Annotated in this window: 20 protein-coding genes; 9 read left to right on the forward strand and 11 right to left on the reverse strand. The window is 67.4% G+C overall.

Annotation, left to right across the window (positions count from 1 at the left end):
• Positions 1-58: 58 nt before the first annotated feature.
• A complete protein-coding gene (locus tag ACP15H_RS18735; RefSeq protein WP_425067668.1) occupies positions 59-832 on the reverse strand; it encodes an enoyl-CoA hydratase/isomerase family protein in 774 nt (257 codons plus the stop codon).
• Positions 833-918: 86 nt separating this feature from the next.
• Between ACP15H_RS18735 and ACP15H_RS18740 the strand changes: the two genes are divergently transcribed.
• Complete coding sequence (locus tag ACP15H_RS18740) at positions 919-1,848, forward strand: 3-hydroxyacyl-CoA dehydrogenase family protein (protein ID WP_425067669.1); 930 nt, start codon at positions 919-921, stop codon at positions 1,846-1,848.
• Here the strand turns inward: ACP15H_RS18740 and ACP15H_RS18745 are convergent, their stop codons facing one another.
• On the reverse strand, positions 1,849-3,708 hold the full coding sequence (locus ACP15H_RS18745) for a DEAD/DEAH box helicase (protein WP_425067670.1): 1,860 nt from the start codon (positions 3,706-3,708) through the stop codon (positions 1,849-1,851).
• A gap of 293 nt (positions 3,709-4,001) precedes the next feature.
• Here ACP15H_RS18745 and ACP15H_RS18750 point away from each other — a divergent pair, with 293 nt between their 5' ends.
• Positions 4,002-4,979: a Bug family tripartite tricarboxylate transporter substrate binding protein gene (locus tag ACP15H_RS18750; RefSeq protein ID WP_425067671.1), complete on the forward strand. Its 978-nt coding sequence runs from the start codon at positions 4,002-4,004 to the stop codon at positions 4,977-4,979.
• A gap of 34 nt (positions 4,980-5,013) precedes the next feature.
• On the forward strand, positions 5,014-5,898 hold the full coding sequence (locus ACP15H_RS18755) for a DMT family transporter (RefSeq protein WP_425067672.1): 885 nt from the start codon (positions 5,014-5,016) through the stop codon (positions 5,896-5,898).
• A 97-nt stretch (positions 5,899-5,995) separates the two neighbouring features.
• On the opposite strand, the gene ACP15H_RS18760 is transcribed toward ACP15H_RS18755, so the two are convergent.
• Together ACP15H_RS18760 and ACP15H_RS18765 are read right to left on the reverse strand one after the other, a co-directional pair.
• Entirely contained in the window at positions 5,996-6,388 is a 393-nt protein-coding gene (locus tag ACP15H_RS18760) for a lysozyme inhibitor LprI family protein (protein ID WP_425067673.1), read from the reverse strand.
• The gene (locus tag ACP15H_RS18765; RefSeq protein ID WP_425067674.1) at positions 6,376-7,164 is read right to left on the reverse strand and encodes an SDR family NAD(P)-dependent oxidoreductase; all 789 of its coding nucleotides are present in this window, start codon (positions 7,162-7,164) and stop codon (positions 6,376-6,378) included. Before ACP15H_RS18765 ends, ACP15H_RS18760 begins: the two co-directional genes overlap by 13 nt.
• 56 nt (positions 7,165-7,220) lie before the next feature.
• Between ACP15H_RS18765 and ACP15H_RS18770 the strand changes: the two genes are divergently transcribed.
• On the forward strand, positions 7,221-7,712 hold the full coding sequence (locus tag ACP15H_RS18770) for a GFA family protein (RefSeq protein ID WP_425067675.1): 492 nt from the start codon (positions 7,221-7,223) through the stop codon (positions 7,710-7,712).
• 39 nt (positions 7,713-7,751) lie between these two features.
• The gene (locus tag ACP15H_RS18775) at positions 7,752-8,714 is read left to right on the forward strand and encodes a Bug family tripartite tricarboxylate transporter substrate binding protein (RefSeq protein ID WP_425067676.1); all 963 of its coding nucleotides are present in this window, start codon (positions 7,752-7,754) and stop codon (positions 8,712-8,714) included.
• A 172-nt stretch (positions 8,715-8,886) separates the two neighbouring features.
• Here ACP15H_RS18775 and ACP15H_RS18780 read toward each other — a convergent pair whose 3' ends face one another.
• Positions 8,887-9,912 (reverse strand): alpha/beta hydrolase, encoded by a 1,026-nt coding sequence (locus ACP15H_RS18780; RefSeq protein WP_425067677.1) that lies wholly within the window; start codon positions 9,910-9,912, stop codon positions 8,887-8,889.
• Between the two features lie 17 nt (positions 9,913-9,929).
• On the opposite strand from ACP15H_RS18780, the gene ACP15H_RS18785 reads away from it, so the two are divergent.
• Positions 9,930-10,742 (forward strand): enoyl-CoA hydratase-related protein, encoded by an 813-nt coding sequence (locus ACP15H_RS18785; protein ID WP_425067678.1) that lies wholly within the window; start codon positions 9,930-9,932, stop codon positions 10,740-10,742.
• A 165-nt stretch (positions 10,743-10,907) separates the two neighbouring features.
• On the opposite strand, the gene ACP15H_RS18790 is transcribed toward ACP15H_RS18785, so the two are convergent.
• The 5 genes from ACP15H_RS18790 to ACP15H_RS18810 all read right to left on the reverse strand — a co-directional run bounded on the left by ACP15H_RS18790 (position 10,908) and on the right by ACP15H_RS18810 (position 14,449).
• On the reverse strand, positions 10,908-11,711 hold the full coding sequence (locus ACP15H_RS18790; RefSeq protein WP_425067679.1) for a crotonase/enoyl-CoA hydratase family protein: 804 nt from the start codon (positions 11,709-11,711) through the stop codon (positions 10,908-10,910).
• Positions 11,708-11,908 (reverse strand): hypothetical protein, encoded by a 201-nt coding sequence (locus ACP15H_RS18795; RefSeq protein ID WP_298314475.1) that lies wholly within the window; start codon positions 11,906-11,908, stop codon positions 11,708-11,710. The genes ACP15H_RS18790 and ACP15H_RS18795 overlap by 4 nt, the downstream gene beginning before the upstream one ends.
• A complete protein-coding gene (locus ACP15H_RS18800; protein ID WP_425067680.1) occupies positions 11,905-12,642 on the reverse strand; it encodes a TSUP family transporter in 738 nt (245 codons plus the stop codon). Before ACP15H_RS18800 ends, ACP15H_RS18795 begins: the two co-directional genes overlap by 4 nt.
• A gap of 115 nt (positions 12,643-12,757) precedes the next feature.
• Positions 12,758-13,591, reverse strand: coding sequence for an ABC transporter substrate-binding protein (locus ACP15H_RS18805; RefSeq protein WP_425067681.1), 834 nt, complete (start codon positions 13,589-13,591; stop codon positions 12,758-12,760).
• Between the two features lie 30 nt (positions 13,592-13,621).
• Positions 13,622-14,449, reverse strand: coding sequence for a phytanoyl-CoA dioxygenase family protein (locus ACP15H_RS18810; RefSeq protein ID WP_425067682.1), 828 nt, complete (start codon positions 14,447-14,449; stop codon positions 13,622-13,624).
• 43 nt (positions 14,450-14,492) lie between these two features.
• Here ACP15H_RS18810 and ACP15H_RS18815 point away from each other — a divergent pair, with 43 nt between their 5' ends.
• The 3 genes from ACP15H_RS18815 to ACP15H_RS18825 all read left to right on the forward strand — a co-directional run bounded on the left by ACP15H_RS18815 (position 14,493) and on the right by ACP15H_RS18825 (position 17,353).
• Positions 14,493-15,926 carry an amidase gene (locus ACP15H_RS18815; protein WP_425067683.1) on the forward strand — a complete coding sequence of 478 codons (1,434 nt, stop codon included), beginning with the start codon at positions 14,493-14,495 and terminating at the stop codon, positions 15,924-15,926.
• A 90-nt stretch (positions 15,927-16,016) separates the two neighbouring features.
• On the forward strand, positions 16,017-16,982 hold the full coding sequence (locus ACP15H_RS18820) for a Bug family tripartite tricarboxylate transporter substrate binding protein (RefSeq protein WP_425067684.1): 966 nt from the start codon (positions 16,017-16,019) through the stop codon (positions 16,980-16,982).
• 8 nt (positions 16,983-16,990) lie between these two features.
• Positions 16,991-17,353 carry a DMT family protein gene (locus tag ACP15H_RS18825; protein ID WP_425067685.1) on the forward strand — a complete coding sequence of 121 codons (363 nt, stop codon included), beginning with the start codon at positions 16,991-16,993 and terminating at the stop codon, positions 17,351-17,353.
• 11 nt (positions 17,354-17,364) lie between these two features.
• Here ACP15H_RS18825 and ACP15H_RS18830 read toward each other — a convergent pair whose 3' ends face one another.
• Complete coding sequence (locus ACP15H_RS18830; RefSeq protein ID WP_425067686.1) at positions 17,365-17,676, reverse strand: PepSY domain-containing protein; 312 nt, start codon at positions 17,674-17,676, stop codon at positions 17,365-17,367.
• Between the last annotated feature and the right edge of the window lie 26 nt (positions 17,677-17,702).

Below are 17,702 nucleotides of genomic sequence, written 5' to 3' on the forward strand. Positions count from 1 at the left end.
TGCCCTCAGGCGCCTGTGAAAGGCGCCGCGGCGGAGGAGGAGAGCCAGAGACGTAGTGTTAGCGGTTCTTCCAGTTGCCGGGGCGCTTCTCGGCGTACGACTTGACGCCTTCCTTGAAGTCCTCGGTCTTGCGCGTCCAGTCCTGCTCGGTGAGCTCACGCTCGGTGGCCGCTTCCGCCGCATCGGCGAAGCCACGGCGCATCGTCTCGCGGGTCGACATCAACGCAAGCGGGGCCGACTCGGCGATTTCCTGAGCCAGCTTGATCGCCTCCTTGCGCACGTCGGCGAGCGGCGCCAGCACATCGGCCAGCCCCCATTGCACCGCCTCCTCGCCGCCAATCCGACGCCCCGTATAGAACATCAGGTTGGCCTTCTGCTGGCCGATCAGGCGCGGCAGCGTGAACGTGAGCGAGAAACCAGGATGGAAGCCCAGCCGTGTGAAGTTCGCGGCGAAGCGCGCTTCCGGGGCGGCCACACGGAAATCGGTGGCCAGGGCGAGACCGAGTCCACCGCCGATCGCCGGTCCCTGGACGGCGCCGACGCTGGGCTTCTTCGCGCGGAAAATGCGGGTCGCTTCCTTGTAGAGGTGCTTGCCGCTCTCGGCCGCGCCGGTCTGCGGGCGGTTGGCGAAATCGGCACCGGCGCAGAACGACTTGCCCTGGGCGCACAGGACGTAGGCGCGGATCTTGTCGTCGCGGTCGAAGGCCTCGAAGGCATCGGCGATCTGGTTGATCAGCGAATTGTCGAAGAAGTTGTGCGGCGGCCGCTGGATCTCGACGATTCCGACCGCGCCGTCGGTGCTGATCCCGATATCCTTGAAGGTGCTGCTCATGTGTTTTCTCCCGCGTTGAAAATCCGGTTAACTTGGGCCGGATACTGCCCCGGCAGGGGGCACGCGTCGATACGGGAGGGAGAGGAATGCCGCAAAGCGAACGACACGCCCTGGTGCTGGGCGGAGGCACGATGGGCGTGGGAATCATCGCCATGTTCCTGGGCGGCGGCTGGAAGGTGGACGTCGTGTCGCGCTCCGCCTCGACCCGCGACGGGCTGCCTGCGGCGACATCCCGCGCGCTCAAGGCCATGGGAAAACCGGACGACGTCTCGGGCCTCGCGACCTACGCGACGCTCGAGGAGGCGCCCTGGGCCAAGATCGACATCGCGGTCGAGACCGTGACCGAGGATCTGGCGCTCAAGCAGAAGATCTTCGCCGACATGGAGAAGCTTTCGCGTCCGGGCGTGCCGCTCACTTCGAACTCGTCGAGCTTCCCGATCAGCGAGATCGGCAAGGGGCTGGCGAGTCAGGACCGCATGATGGGCCTGCACTTCTTCATGCCTGCGCACCTGATCCCGCTGGTCGAGGTCGTGCGCTCCATCCACACCGACGTGACGCTGGCCGAGAAGGTCGGCGCGATCATGAGCGACCTGGGCAAGCGGCCCGTCCAGGTGAAGAAGGACGTGATCGGCTTCCTGGGCAACCGCATCCAGGGCGCGCTGATGCGCGAGGCGCTGTGGCTGATCGAGCAGGGCGTCGCCTCGCCGGAGGACGTCGACGCGACCGTGCGTCTCTCCTTCGGCTTCCGCTATGCCGCCGCCGGCCCGATCACGCAGAAGGAGCATTCGGGCTGGGACACGACCTGTGCCGTCGCCAAGATCATCTGGCCCGACCTCAGCAACGCCGACGGCCCGCCGCCGGTGCTTCAGCGCAACGTCGACCAGGGCCGCATCGGCTTCAAGACCAAGGGCGGCTTCTTCGACTGGGACGATGTCTCGATAGCGAAAGAGCGCGCCCGATATGAGCGCGCTCTTTCTAAATGTCTGGAAATCTTCCGCGAGGAAGGAATTCTCTAGCTAGGCAGCGCGGCCTCGACCGCGGCCGCCGCCGCCTCCACCGCCGAAGCGCCGGCCCTTCCACTGGGGACGCGGACCCTGCGGACGATCGCCAGCCGGGCGATCGCCTTGCGGGCGGTCACCGTGGGGGCGGTCGCCGTGCGGCCGCGGCGCATACTGCCCGCCGCCACCATTGTGGTTCGGACGATCGCCGAACGACCGCGGGCGGTCACCCTGCGGGCGATCGCCGTGCGGGCGATCGGCCTGCGCGCGATCGAAGCGGTCGCCCTGCGGACGATCGCCATGGGGACGATCGCCATGAGGGCGGTCGCCATGAGGGCGGTCGCCACGGGGGCGGTCGCCGAACGGGCGATCGCCCTGCGGGCGCGGACCGCGCGGACGATCACCCTGGGGGCGGTCGCCGTAAGGACGATCGCTGTGGGGGCGATCACCGTGGGGACGGTCGCCCTGGGGACGATCACCCTGCGGGGCATCGCGGAAGTCGCCACCGCGGAACTGGCTGTCGGCATGCGCCGGCGGACGGTCGCCGCGCGAACGATCGTGGTTGGCACGGTCGCCGAACGAGCGATGACCGCCGGGACGACCGCCGCCGCCAGGACGACCACCGCCACCCGGACGGCCGGCGCCACGCGGACCGCCACGGCCCTCGCGGGGACGCTCGTCGCGATCATCACGATCGTCGCCCTCGGCGCGCGCCTTGGGCGGCGGCAACTGCGGCATGTCTTCGTTGGCCGGCGTCGGGACGACCGGGATCCGCTGGTTGGTCAGCCGCTCGATACCCTTGAGCTGGCCGCGCTCGCTGCCGTCGCAGAACGAGATCGCGATGCCCGAGGCGCCGGCGCGCGCGGTGCGGCCGATGCGATGGACATAGCTTTCGGCATCGGCCGGCAGCTCGAAGTTGATGACGTGGGTCACGCCCTGCACGTCGATGCCGCGCGAGGCGAGATCGGTCGCGACCAGGACGCGGGCCTTGCCACGGGCGAAGTTGTCGAGCGCCTTCTGGCGGGCGTTCTGCGACTTGTTGCCGTGGATCGCCTCGGAGCGCACGCCGCGGTCTTCCAGCGCCTCGGCGACGCGATTGGCGCCGCGCTTGGTGCGCGTGAAGATGATGACCCGCTCGAGGCTCTCGTCGGTCAGGAGATGGTTGAGCAGGGTGCGCTTGAGGCCGGCGTTCACGAAGTAGACGCGCTGGTCGATCTTCTCGACGGTGCGGCCCTGCGGCGCGATCTCGACCTTCTCCGGGTTCTTCAGGATCTCCGCAGAAAGCTTGGCGATGTCGTTCGGCATCGTCGCCGAAAACAGCAGCGTCTGGCGGTTCTTCGAGACCGAGGCCGCAATGCGACGGACGTCGCGGATGAAGCCCATGTCGAACATGCGATCGGCTTCGTCGAGGACGAAGAAGCTGACCTGGCCGAGCTTCACGTTGCCGCGCTCGACGAGGTCGAGCAGACGGCCGGGCGTGGCGATCAGGATGTCGACGCCGCGCGACAGCGTCTCGATCTGGCGACCGTAGCCAAGACCGCCGACGACGGTGCAGAGGCGTAGGCCGAGGCCGCGACCGTAGGTGTCGAAGCTGCGGGCGATCTGGACCGCGAGTTCGCGGGTCGGCGCCAACACGAGGGCGCGCGGGCTCTTGGGCTGGGCGCGCTCCTTCGACTCGGAAAGAAGCTGCAGCACGGGCAGCGCGAAGGCCGCCGTCTTGCCGGTGCCGGTCTGGGCGATGCCCAGCACGTCACGGCCCTGCAGCAGGGCGGGAATCGTGCGCGCCTGGATGGGCGTCGGCACGGTGTAGTTCGCCGCATTCAATGCACGCAGCAGCGGCTCGGCCAGGCCGAGGCTCGCAAACGTAACTTCACTCACTGAAAATCCTTACTTGCCGCCGGCGTGCCTTCTGGGCACGCGCATCTGTGGCGGCGTTAGGCCCGTTCCCGCGCGCGGCTGGGACGGCTCTTGTCTTGGGGGATTGTCTCGGGATGAGGCGCCGTCACAAAGGAATGGGGCGCGTCGCGCGATCGCGAGAAATCTTTGAAGCCCGCTTGGCTGCGGGCTGGCGCGTATATGATGCTGCAGCGCAGCGGAGTCAAGCGGATTGCTGGCCTTCCGGCAGACCGCTCCCTAGAGTGTCTTCAAAACAAACACTTAGGGAGTGAACGATGCGCCGCAGACAGCTTCTCACGGTGGCAGCCGCCACCATCGCCGCACCGTCGATCGGGACCAGCGCCCGCGCCCAGGCCTTTCCCGCCAAACCGATCCGGATTCTCATCCCCTACGCGCCGGGCGGCACGTCCGACATCCTCGCGCGCCTCATGCAGCCGCACCTGCAGGCGGCGCTGGGCCAGTCGGTCGTCGTCGAGAACCGCACCGGCGCCAACGGCAACATCGCCGTCGACATGGTCGCGAAGTCGGCCCCCGACGGCTACACGCTGGTTCTGACCGACCTCGGCAATCTCACCATCTCGCCCTCGGTGATGAAACTGCCGTTCGACGTCGCCTCGGACTTCAACGCCGTCACCGTTCTGGCCTACACACCGCACCTGCTCGCCGCCGCGCCGGATCGTCCCTACAAGACCGCGGCCGAACTGATCGCCTTCGCCAAGGCCAATCCCGACAAGCTGAACTACGCGACGGCGGGGCTGGGCAGCGCGCCGCATCTGGCGGGCGCCCTGTTCGCCCATTCGCTCGGCCTCAAGATCACCTTCATCCCGATGAAGGGCGGTGCCGAGGCGATCCAGCAGGTCGCGGGCGGCCATGCCGACGCGCTGTTCAACGGCATGATCGCCACCCTGCCGCACGTGAAGAGCGGCAAGCTGCGCGGGCTGGCCGTATCGAGCGCCACGCGCAACGAGCTGGCGCCCGATCTCCCGACCGTGATCGAGGCGGCCGGGATCAAGGATTTCGTGACGGGAAGCTGGCAGGGCTTGCTCGCCGCCAAGGGCACGCCGCCGGAAGTGCTGGAACGGCTCTACGTCGAGATCGACAAGACCACGAAGATCCCCGAGGTGGCGGTCCGGCTGAAGGAACTCGGCGCCGATCCCGTCCTCTACAGGCCCGCGCAGAGCGATACCTGGCGCGCACGCGAGGTCGAAAACTGGGCGAAGGTGGTAAACGATACCGGCATCAAGCTCGAATAGGGCTCACGGAGTCCGGCATGGAGTTCGCCCCCGAATGACACCGCGAGCGGCCGCCTTCGGTCGCAACAACACTTCGCGCGGCGCGATCTTCACCATGCTCGCCATGCTGGGCTTCGCCAGCATGGACACCATCAGCAAGTGGATGGTGGCCGACTATTCGATCGGCCAGATGATGTGGGTGCGCTACGCCGTCTTCTGCCTGTTCGCCTGGGCGGTCGTTCGCCGGCGCGGCCTGCGCGCAGCCGCACGCTCGGCGCGGCCGTGGCTGCAGTTCGGCCGTGCCCTGCTGGCGGCGATCGAGAGCGCGGTATTCGTGCTGGCCTTCCGCTACCTGCCGCTGGCCGACACCCATGCCGTCGCCGCCACTTCGCCGCTGATCGTGATCGCGCTCGGCGTGCTGTTCCTCGGCGAACGCGCCGGCCCGGCCCGCTGGGCGGCTGTCGGCGCGGGCTTCGTCGGTGTCCTGCTGATCGTGCGTCCGGGCTTTCGCGAGCTCGACTGGCCGCTGCTGCTGCCGGTGGCGGGCGCCATCCTGTGGGGCGGCTACCAGATCCTGGTCCGCCTCTGCTCGCGCACCGACACGCCCGACACCACACTCGTCTGGTCGGCCTTCGTGGCCTTCGGCGCCACGACGCTGGTCGGACCGTGGCAATGGACCTGGCCGGACGCGAAAGGCTGGGCGCTGCTGTTCGCCATCGCCTCATTGGGCGCGCTCGCGCATTACTCGCTGATCAAGGCGCTCGACTATGCCGAGGCCGGCGCCGTGCAGCCCTACAGCTACACGCTGCTCGTCTTCGTCACGATCCTGGGCGCCATCGTGTTCGGTGACATTCCCGACGCCTGGACGCTGGCTGGCGCCGCCGTGATCGTGGCCTCAGGCCTCTACACCTGGCACCACGAGAGACGCGCGAGCCGATAGGGCGTCATTGGAGCGCGCCACTCCAGTGGCGCTCACGTCTTGCTTCATCCGCGAAGCTTGAGCGCCACTGGAGTGGCGCGCCCCAATAAGACTGCCTCTACTCCCTGACGCAGGAGAGATCGCCTTCCTGGCAGTTGAGCTGGGCCTCGAGGTCCTTCACGCGCACGAGGGTGAGGCGCGCCTGGCACTGGGCGACGATCATGCCGTGGATCGAGCCGCCGTCGGTTGGGGCGCCGATGAAGGCGCATTCCCGGTCGCGAAAGCGGATCCACGCCTCCTCGGCCGCCTGCAGGCGCGCGCGGCTTTCGGGTCCGAGGCGTGTCCGCAGCTTGGTGTAGACGGCGTTCAGTTGCCGGTCGGCGTCCTGCCGCGCCGTTCCCGCCTGCTGGTTGAGATCCATCTGGCTCTGCGCATGGCCCGGCAGCGGCAGGAGCTGCATCGCCACCGCCGAGCCGAGAAGCGCGACCAGGCGCCGGATCATCGCGGCCATGCCCGCAGCGCGACGAGGCCGCCGTCGATCGGCAGCATGACGCCCGTCACCCAGCGCGATTCGTCGGAGGCGAGATAGACCGCGCCATGGGCGATGTCCCAGGCGGTGCCCTCGACCTGCATCGGCACCATCTTCTTGCGCCGGTCGCGCGCCTCGGCGCCGAGATGCGCCACCATCGGCGTGTGCACGGAGCCCACGATGATGCAGTTGGCGCGGATGTTCTGCGTCGCATAGTCGGCCGCGACGGACAGGGTGAAGCCGTGCAGGCCGGCCTTCGCGGTCGCATAAGCCACCGCGCCGGCGCTGCCCATCAAACCCAGGGCACCGGCGATCGACGACACCATGATGATCGAGCCGCCGCCGCCTTCCTTCATGCGCGGCAGGCAGGACTTGGTGCAGAGCATGGTCGTCGTGAGGTTGGTCTCCAGCACTTTGTTCCAGGTCTCGAGCGTGACCGTCTCCGGCGTGCCCGGCCCGCCGATGCCGACATTGTTGTGCAGGATGTCGAGGCGGCCGTATTTCTTCATCGCGAAGTCGGCCATGGCCTCGGCCTCGTCGGCCTTCGCCACGTCGGCCGCAAAGACCGACGCCTCGCCGCCCTCGTCCTTGATCTGCTTGGCCAGTCCCTCGGCGCGCTCGGCACTGCGGTTGACCAGCACGACCTTGGCGCCTTCCTTGGCGAACAGCAGCGCCGTCGCCATGCCGTTGCCCACGCCCTCGCCGCGCGGCGCCGCACCCGTCACCACCGCCACCTTGCCCTGCAGCCGTCCGGCCATGTCTACTCTCCGCCCAGATGATTTCAGGCGCGGACCTTAGCCGGGAGACGAACGCGATGACCAGCAAGACCGAAACGTTTGAAGGCGGCTGTACCTGCCGCAGCGTGCGCTACCGGCTCACCTCCCGGCCGCTGTTCGTGCATTGCTGCCACTGCCGCTGGTGCCAGCGCGATTCGGGAACGGCCTTCGCGATGAACGCCATGATCGAGGCCGATCGGGTCGAGCGGCTGGGCGGCGAAGTCGAGGTGATCGACACGCCGACACTCAGCGGCAACGGCCAGAAGATCGCGCGCTGCCCGAAATGCCGCATCGCGGTGTGGAGCAACTATTCCGGCGCCGGTCCCACGGTGCACTTCGTCCGGGTCGGCACGCTCGACGAGCCCGACCGCCTGCCGCCCGACGTTCACATCTTCACCATGAGCAAGCAGCCCTGGGTCGGGCTCCCCGCCGGCGTGCCGGCCGTCGCGGAGTACTACGACCGCAACGAACTCTGGCCGAAGGAAAGCCTCGAACGGTTTGCGGCGTTGAGGGCAAAAGCGGCGACCTGATATAGGACCCGCGAAAACCACAGGGAGGAAAATGAGAGTATGAAAGCGTTGAGTATTCTGGCGTTCGTCCTGACCGCCTTTGCAAGCCTGTCCGCACAGGCCGAGTATCCAGACCGGCCCATTACGGTCATCGTTCCCTTCCCGCCCGGCGGCGCGTCGGACATGACGGCCCGCCTGCTGACCAAGAAGCTGGCCGAACGCGTGGGCCAGTCGGTCGTGGTCGACAATCGCGGCGGCGCCAACGGCTCGATCGGCGCGGCGGCGCTGAAGCAGGCCAAGCCCGACGGCTACACGTTCCTCGTGGGCTCGATCGGCGTGTTCGGCATCAATCCCGCCCTGTTCAAAGATCTGCGCTACGATCCGCTGACGGATTTCGACCTGCTGAGCGTCGCCGTGCGCACGCCCAACGTTCTGGTGGCCAATCCCGGTTTCCCCGCCAACACCGTCGCCGAGCTCGTCGAGTACCTGAAGAAGAACCCCGACAAGGTGACCTTCGCCTCGTCCGGCACCGGCTCGTCCGATCACCTGACGGCGGCGCTGTTCCTGCAGAAGACCGGCACGACCGGCATCCACGTTCCCTACAAAGGCGGCGGACCGGCCATCAGCGACCTGATGTCCGGTCACGCCAACGTCTCGTTCCAGAATCTGGGCGCGATCGCCCAGCACGTGAAGTCGGGCAAGCTGAAGGCGCTGGGCGTCACCAGTGCCGCGCGGGCGCCCGCGCTGCCGGACGTTCCGACCATGGCCGAGGCCGGCGTGAAGGATCTCGAAGTCTATTCCTGGCAGGCGGCTGCCGCCCCCAAAGGCCTGCCGGCCGACGTGCGCAAGAAACTCGAAGCCGAGCTGATCGCCTCGGCCACCGCGCCCGACATCAAGGCGCAGTTCGAGACGGTGGGCTTCGAAGTCGTCGCCAGCAATGGCGATGAGTTCGCCAAGTTCCTCACGGGCGAGATCGCCCGCTGGAAGAACGTGATCGAGGTCGGGAAGATCGCGGCCGAATAGGCATCAATCCCGGGGGCAGAGAACCGTAGGACCTCTCCCCGTCGTCTCGACCGAAGCCGAGCGAAGCGAGGCGTAGCGGAGAGACCTTCGCTCCACGATTGGCCGGCTTTCGCTGGAGCGAAGGTCTCTCCGCTCCGCACCTTCGGTGCTCCGGTCGAGACGACGGACTTCTTTAGCTGGACCAATAATCCGGCAGCTTCGCCGCCAGCCACTTGGCCAAGGCCGCATTCACGGCAACGGGCTGTTCCTGCGCCATCCAGTGGCCCGATGGCACCACGACCTCGGTGAGATCGGCACAGTTCTGCCGCATCGGCTCGGCGAGCTTCGAGGTCATGGTCTCGCAGGTCGTGTCGTAGGCGCCATGCAGGAACAGCACCGGCATCGCGAGCCTCCCGCCGTTCTTCGCGCGCTTCGCGTAGGCACCATTGGCCTTGTGGTTCATGTACCAGGAGTCCGGTCCGAAGAAGCCGTTCTTTGTCAGCGCCGCGGCATAAGCCTCCATGTCCTGTTCGGTCAGCACGTCGGGATCACGCGGCACGTCGGGACAGGCGCTGCCGCCGAACCAGCCTCCGGCCTTGCGCACCATCGAGGTCGGCGCCGGCTTGCCCACCCGCGCCGGATCGCCCTTGCGGAACAGCGCCTTCACCACGTTGAGCGGGTTGGCATCGAAGCCCGCGCAGGCCTTGTCGAAGTTCTCTTCGTAGAAGAACTGGTAGTCCCACTGGCCGGCCGGGAACTGCGCCTCGGGATAGAGCGCACGGTCGACCAGCGGCACGACGGTGTCGAGCGTGAAGCCGGTCGGCAGATAGGGCACGCAAAGGCTCGCCACGCCCACCACCTTGTCGGGATGATGTGCCGCCATGTTCCAGACGACAGGGCTTCCCCAATCGTGGCCGATCCACACGGCCTTGTCGGGACCGAGTGCCGCCAGCAGCTCGACCATGTCGGCCACGATCTCTTCCTGCGCGAAATCCTCGTGCCGCGTGTAGGTGCTGGAGCGGCCGTAGCCGCGCATGTCCGGCGCGATGCAGCGGAAGCCCAGCGCCGCGAACGCCGGGAGCTGGTGCCGCCACGACAGCGACAGTTCGGGCCAGCCATGGACGAAGATCAGCAGCGGCGCCTCTTTCGCTCCGCAGGCGAGATAGCCCGTCGTGTGGCGGGCGGTCTTGACGGTGTGTTCGGTGACCGGGAATGTCATGGCAAGGAGAAGGTCACATGGAAATCGATACCGGCACAACCGAACTCTTGTGCAGCGTCCGCGACGGCGTCGCGCTGATCACGCTGAACCGCCCCGAGGCACGCAATGCGATGTCGCCCGACCTCACCGAGGCGCTGCGCAACCAGATCAAGGCGCGCGGCGACGACGATGCCGTCGGTGCGCTGCTGATCACCGGCGCCGGCACCGCCTTCTGCAGCGGTGGCGACGTGAAGGGCATGGGCGGCCGCGGCCCGCGCGGCCAGATGAGCTACGAGGAGCGGCTGGCCGACCTGCGCTGGCGCCAGACGCATCTCACCGGGGCGCTGGTCGCCGTCCGCAAGCCCACCATCGCAGCACTCCCGGGCGCCGCGGCGGGCGCGGGCCTGGCCATCGCGCTGGCCTGCGACATCCGCATTGCGGCGAAGTCGGCCTTCTGCACCACCGGCTACGCCAAGATCGGCCTCTCGGGCGACTACGGCATCTCCTGGCTGCTGACCCGCACCGTGGGCCCGATGCGGGCGCGCGAGCTGATGTTCACCTCCGAGAAGGTCGGCGCCGAGCGCTGCGAGCAGATCGGTCTCGTCAATCGCGTGGTCGACGATGCCAAGCTGCAGGACGAGGCTTTCGCCTTCGCCAAGTCGCTGGCCGAGGGGCCGCGGGTGGCGCTGCGCCACATGAAGGACAATCTCGACGAGGCGCTGCACATCAATTACGCGGACGCGCACTATCGCGAGGCCGAGCGCCTGGTCCAGTCGTCGCGCACCGCCGATCACAAGGAAGCGGTGGCGTCCTTCGTCGAGAAGCGCAAGCCGGTGTTCACGGGGCGATAGCGGCCACCCGCCGCCACCTTCGCCAACATCACCTCACCCTGAGGAGCGCGCCGCAGGAGCGCGTCTCGAAGGGTGGGCACGAGCACCACGCCTGTTGCCCATCCTTCGAGACGGCGCGCTGCGCGCACCTCCTCAGGATGAGGTCGTTTGGGTGAAACCGTTCGATCAATCCCTGTAGTTCGCGGCGCGCTTCTGGAGGTTCGACATGATGGCTTCGAGCTGGTTGGGCGAGCCGATCAGCTTCTGCTGTTCCACTGATTCCATCATCAGGCCCGAGGCGGCATCGGTCGCGACGGCGGCGTTGAGCAGCCGCTTGTTGGCGCGCATCGCGTCGGGGCTCTTGGAAGCGATCTCGCGCGCCGTCTCCAGCGCCGCGGCGCGCGGGTCGTCGACCACCTTCGTCACGAAGCCCATCTCGCGGGCCTCGACGCCGTTGAAGATGCGGCCGGTGTAGGTGAGCTCGCGCACGACATCCTCGCGCGCCAGATGGCGCATGAGCTGCGTGCCGGCGAGGTCGGGCACCAGGCCCCACTTGATCTCCATCACCGAGAAGCGCGCATCGGCGGTGGCGTAGCGGATGTCCGGGCCCAGCGCGATCTGGAAGCCGCCGCCGAACGCCACGCCATGGACGGCGGCGATCACCGGTACCGGCAGCTCGCGCCACAGCCAGGCGCATTGCTGCGGCCGGTTGGCGATGCCGTGGGTGCGCTTGGTGAGGTCGCGGACGCCGGGCACCGCGTCGCCTTCGGCCTTCATCGCGGCGAAGCTGCCCATGTCGAGGCCGGCACAGAAGGCCTTGCCCTCGCCCGACAGCACGACGCAGCGCAGGCCCGGCATGGCGGCAAGCTTCGCGCCCGCCTCGATGATGCCTTCGAACATCGCAGGATCGAGCGCGTTCATCTTGTCGGCGCGGATCAGGCGGACGTCGGCGACGCCGTCCTTGAAGTCGATCGAGACGCGGTCCTTCATTTCTCTCCCTCCGATTTCATCCATTCGCGCAGGCGGCGCTTCACTTCTTCCGGGTCCAGGCGCTTGGGCGGCTCGAGGCTGCCGTCGTCGCGCTTGGGCCACACCATGACCGCGAGGGCGCGCTGCACGTCGGCAAACGTGCAATCGTCCGGCAGCCGGTCGAGCAGGGCCCGGACCTGATCCTTCACGTCACTCATCGCGTCACCATCAGCCAGAGGCCCTGCCCTATGTACACCGCGCCGAGCGCCAGGATCACACGGCGCGTCCAGTGATAGAACTGCTTGTCCGACATGCGGTCGAGGAAGCTGCGCGACAAGGTGGTGCCGATCACGGCGAAGACCGCGGCGTAGCCCATGACCAGCCACTGTTCGAGATCGCGCCCGGCCGGGCCCTCGATCACCATCGCGAAGTAGAGGACCTTGGTCAGGTGTCCCAGCACCTGGGCCGCCGCCTTGGTGGCGACGTTGACCTGCCGCGTCATGCCGGTGCGGACATAGAAGATGTCGAGCAGCGGACCGGTCACGCCCGAGACGAGCTGGATCGCGCCGCCGATCGCGCCCGCCAGAAAGGCCTGCCCGCCGCGCTCGATGTTGGGCGCGATGCGCTGCGGCACCGCGAGCGCGATGAACGGCGTCAGCCCGACGGCCATCAGCACCAGCGCCTTGTCGGGCACGAAATCGAAGAAGGAGAACACGATCAGCGAGGAGCCGGCCCCGGCGCCGAACTGCAGCACGACGTTCCAGTTCACGTGATGGCGCCACAGCCAGGCGCGCCAGCCGTTGGCCGCGATCTGGATGACGCCGTGGAACACCATGGCCACCGGGACCGGCAGCAGGACCAGCAGGAAGCCGATCAACAGCATCCCGCCCGCCATGCCGAAGATGCCGGAGACGAACGAGGTCACGACGGCCACGACCGCGAGTGCCGCCATTACGGGAAGCGAAAACATCGGGTGCGGGCGTAGCGCACCCCCGCGGACGTGTCGAGATTGGCGCTCGCCGCGGTTTCACATCGTCAGCAGCCCGCGGGCGGTTCCTGCCAGACTCTCAGGGACCTTTGACGTCGAAAGGCTCCTCGTAGAGCTTGCGGCCGTAGGCGGTGAACATCTTCTGGTAGGTGCCCTCGGCCTTCAGCTCCTGCAGTGCTCCGGCGACATATTCGGCCAGCTGCTTCTTGGACAGTCCGAAGGCGATGACCGTCGGGTAGAGGCCCGTGATCGCCTCGGCGAAGTCTCCCTTCTCTCCGTACAGGCGCGCGACCGCGTCGACGCTGACGGCAGCCTCGACCTGGCCCGCGCGCAGCGCCTGATAGGCCGCCGCGAAATTCTCGAAGGTCCGAATCGTGAGGGGCTTGAGGCCCTTCTCCTCCAGCGTTTTGGACAATTCGCGCGCCCGTCGCTCGGGAGCGCCCCCCAGCTCGACGCTGACCGAGCGACCGGCGAGATCTTCCGGCTTGGTGATCTTGAGCGGATTGCCGGCCTGAGCCGAGATGCTGATGCCGTCGTAGCCGTAACGCACGAGCTGCATGATCTTGGCGCGATCCTCGGTGAAGAACATGCCTGTATTGATCATGTCCCACCGGCCGCTTTGCACGCCCGGTACCATGACCGAGAACTCGACACGCACGTGTTCAGGCTTGAGGCAAAGCTTGCGGGCGATCGCATCGCCCAGTTCGACATGGAGGCCGCGCAACTGCCCCTTGTCATCCACCCATTGGACGGGCGGCAGGGTGGGATTGATCGACATCACCAGAGTGCCGGGCTTCACCAGCAATGAGTCGGCGACCTTGACCTTGCAGTCCTGTGCGCTGGCAGGTGCGGTGGCCGCGAGCAACGCCGCAAGGGCCGTCAGAGGGCCGACGCCCAGTCGATTGAAGATCATGTGAGGCGCTCCTGCGGGACGGCGATAACGTCAGGACTGCAAAGCGCGTGCCGCATCCCCATGCATGTTGCGCAGCCGCTTCTCGACTGCCTCGGCATGTGCCGCCCGGGCGGCGCCATCGAGGTCGGCCGCGGGGCGGGCCTCGTGGTCGAAATGGCCGTGCCGATCCGTACCGCGGACCAGAAGCGCCGATTCGCGGCCTTTCAGGGAGCGGACGCTGGTGGGAACGAAGCGGGCGGCGATCCCGACCCGCCGATCGGTCCATCGGTTCGGCGCCGACTCGTGCAATGTGCCGGTGTGGTGGATCGCCATTTCGCCGGCGGCGAGAACGGCATCGATCGCGCGGGCGGAATCGACGTTCTGCGCAATCTGCCCGCTGATGAGCATGTTGTCCGGGCTTGGCTGGTTGACGATGGGCAGCCGCGCGTCGCAATGGCTGCCCGGGAGGTAGCGCACCGGCCCGCTCGCCAGGGGCACGTCATCGAGGGCGATCCAGGCGGTGACCTGCGTGGTCGGCTCGATGTGCCAATAGGTGTCGTCCTGGTGCCAGGTGACAAAGCGGCCATCGCCGGGATTCTTGATGAAGAACTCGGTCGACCACAGCAACAGGTCGGGCCCGATCAAGTCTTCCACGACGTCGAGGATCGCCGGCTCGCGAACCAGTTCATCAAGCCAGGTGAACAACAGGTGCGGCTTCTGGGTGTAGATGCCGACGAAGGCGCCGCCCACAGCCTGTTCAGAGGCTTCGAGCCGGGCGCGATAGGCACGTGCCCGCTCCGCCGGCAGGACGCGCAGCGGAAAGACGAAGCCGTCGCGTTCATACCGGTTCATTTCGTCAAGGGTCAGCGACTTCGGCATCGAAACGTTCCCAAGCAAATTGGAGGCCGATATGGTGCGCGCCATGACCGACACAGATCTCCTCTTCACCCCGGCCGTTCAGGCGGCCGCCCTCATCCGCACGAAGAAGCTTTCGCCCGTCGAATATCTCGACGCGGTGCTGAAAGCGACCGAGCGGGCCAACCCGAAAATCAACTGCTTCCGCGAGGTCGCGGTCGATCAGGCAAGGCGCGACGCCAAGAAGGCCGAGGAAGCCGTCACACGCGGTGAAGCTCTGGGGCCGCTGCACGGCGTGCCGATCAGCGTGAAGGATCTGGTCGATGTCGAGGGCGTGCCGACGCGCCATGGCTCGGCGATCTTCGAGGGCAACGGACCGGCGGCTGCGGACGACCTGCTGGTGCAGCGCCTGCGCAAGGCGGGCGCCGTCATCTTCGCCAAGGCCACCACACCCGAGTTCGGCGTCAAGGGCCTGACCGACGGGCCGTTTGGCGTGACGCGCAACCCGTGGAACCTCGAACGCACGCCGGGCGGTTCGAGCGGCGGTGGCGCGGCGGCGGTGGCGGCGGGCCTCGGCCCCTTGTCGCTCGGCACCGACGGCGCGGGCTCGGTGCGCGGTCCCGCCTCCTGTTCGGGCCTGGTCGGGCTCAAGCCGACGCTGGGCGCCGTGCCCTACGACACGACGCGCGATGCCTACGGCAACAACATCTATGCCGGGCCGCTGGCGCGCTCCGTCACCGATGCCGCCATCATGCATTCCGTGCTGGTCGGCCCGAGCGACAAGGATCCCTGGACGCTGAGCGGTCCATCGCAGAAGCCGCTGTCGCCGAAGCTGGCGGGCGCCGACCTCGCCGCCGTGCGCATCGGCTATATCGAACTCACCGCCAATCCCCGCGTGGCCGCCGACGTGCGCACCAACACCCGGGCCGCGCTCGCGGCGTGGGAGGCGATGGGCGCCGAGGTCGAGGAGGTCACCGAGAAGATCGACTGGATCGAGTACGAAGGCCGGGTGCTCTACCAGGCGAATTTCGCCGTGTTCTGCGCGCAGTACCTGCCGAAATGGCAGAACCAGATGGATCCGGTGACGCTCGCCTTCATGGAGCGCGGCGCCAAGTTCACCCTGGCCGATTTCCGCAACGCGCAGTTTGCGCGCACCACGTTGTTCCGCAAGATCCAGTCGCTGTTCGAGCGCTACGACTTCCTGGTGATGCCGACCAATGCCCGCACGGCGCTCGACGTGACTCACGACGCGGCCAACGACGAGGTCGTGATCGACGGCGTGAAGTGCGGCATCACCCGCCAGGGCTGGACCTCCTACCAGTACCCTTTCAACCTCACCGGCCACCCCGCCTGCGCCTATCCGTCGGGCTTCGGCACCGACGGGCTGCCGACCTCGGTGCAGGTCGTGGGCAAGTGGGGCGCGGAAACCGACGTGCTGCGGATGGGCGCCCTGCTCGAAGCCGCACGGCCGTGGGCGCAGCACCGGCCGCCGGCGCTCTGAGAGCCGCCACGCGGGCAGCGCAGGGATCGAGCCTTTGCGCTGCCATAGTCGTTCTTCTAGGTTCCTCCCAAACATGAATGGGAGGATTCCATGCGTCTGATTGCGGTTTTCGCGACCTTTCTCGGCCTCGCCGTCGGGCCGGCAACGGCCTTCGCGCAGGGCTTCGACAAGCCGATCAAGATCATGGCGCCGTACGCGCCGGGCGGAAACATCGACGTGACCGCCCGGATCATCGCCGACAAGCTGCGCGAGGTGACGGGCGTGAGCGTCATCGTCGAGAACAAGGCCGGCGCCAGCGGCATGATCGGCAGCGACGTCGTCGCGCGCTCGGCGCCCGACGGGACCAGCCTGCTCGTCACGGCCAATTCGCTGGTCGCGGTGCCCGCCATCTATGGCAACGCACCCTATGACTGGCGCACCGCCTTCACGCCCATCACCCACATCCAGCGCGTGCCCGCGGTGCTCGTCGTGCCGGCCGACTCGCCGATCAAGACGCTCGCCGACTTCATTGCCCTGGGCAGGGACGGCAAGTTTGCGGTGGCCGATTCCGGCCTCGGCACCACCAACCATCTCGCCGTCGAGCTGATCGCCGAGGCCACCGGCACCAAATACACGTCGGTTCACTACAAGGGCTCGGGCGCCGCCATGATCGACGTGATGGCAGGCCAGGTGCCGGCCCAGGTCGACCAGCTCAACGCCGCCATCGGCAACATCAAGTCGGGCAAGCTGCGCGCCATCGCCGTCTCGTCCGACCAGCGCATGCCGCAGCTTCCCGACGTGCCGACCATGAAGGAAAGCGGCGTGAAGGGCCTCGAGAACTTCACCTTCGCCACCTTCACCGGCCTGTTCGGTCCGGCCAAGATGCCGCCCGACGTCGTGGCGAAGATCAACGAGGCGATGGTCAAGGTCCTCAAGGATCCCGCCGTCGTCGCGCGCTTCGCCGAACTCACGGCCGAGGCCTATCCGACCACCCCGCAGGAAACCGCGGCGATGTTCGAGGCGGAGGACAGGATGGTCGTCCCGCTCATCAAGAAGCTTCAGATCAAACCGGAGTAGTCAGACCCATGTCCTTCCTGCCCGCCACCATCACGCCGATCGTCCTGCTGCTGGTCTCCAACGTCTTCATGACGTTCGCCTGGTACGGGCATCTGAAGTTCACCGACAAGCCGCTGTGGCTGGTGGTGCTGGCAAGCTGGGGCATCGCCTTCGTCGAATACTGTTTCGCCGTTCCGGCCAACCGCTACGGGCATGAGGTCTACTCGGCGGCGGAACTCAAGACCATGCAGGAGGTGATCACGCTCACCGTGTTCGCCGCCTTCTCCGTCCTGTATCTCGGCGAACGCATCACCTCGAACCACCTGGTGGGCTTCGCGATGATCTGCGGCGGTGCCTTCTTCATCTTCAAGGGACCGCTGCCGTCCTGGTGAAATGAGACGGCCTATTCGGCGGCCTGGCCGGCCCCTTGCAGGATGGCCTGCCGCGCCCGTTCTCCGGCGCGGCGGTTGCGGCGCTTGATCCACCACATCAGGAAGCCGGTGACGGCGAAGATCGGGATGATCACACCCGACAGGAAGACCAGGAACTTGTAGGTTCCGCCCAGCCCGATGCCGTAGTGCAGCGCGCGCTGCCAGCTGATCGCCTTCTCGCCGGCCGACATGGTCAGCGGATCGAACACGTCGACCACGGTCCGACGATAGGGATCGACGATCACCGTGACGACGGGCGCACCCTCCTGATAGTCGGGCCGCACCAGACCGATGCGCAGCGCCTGGTCGG

This window comes from Reyranella sp. (genome assembly GCF_965249915.1).
In the GTDB taxonomy this organism is placed as follows: Bacteria; Pseudomonadota; Alphaproteobacteria; order Reyranellales; family Reyranellaceae; genus Reyranella.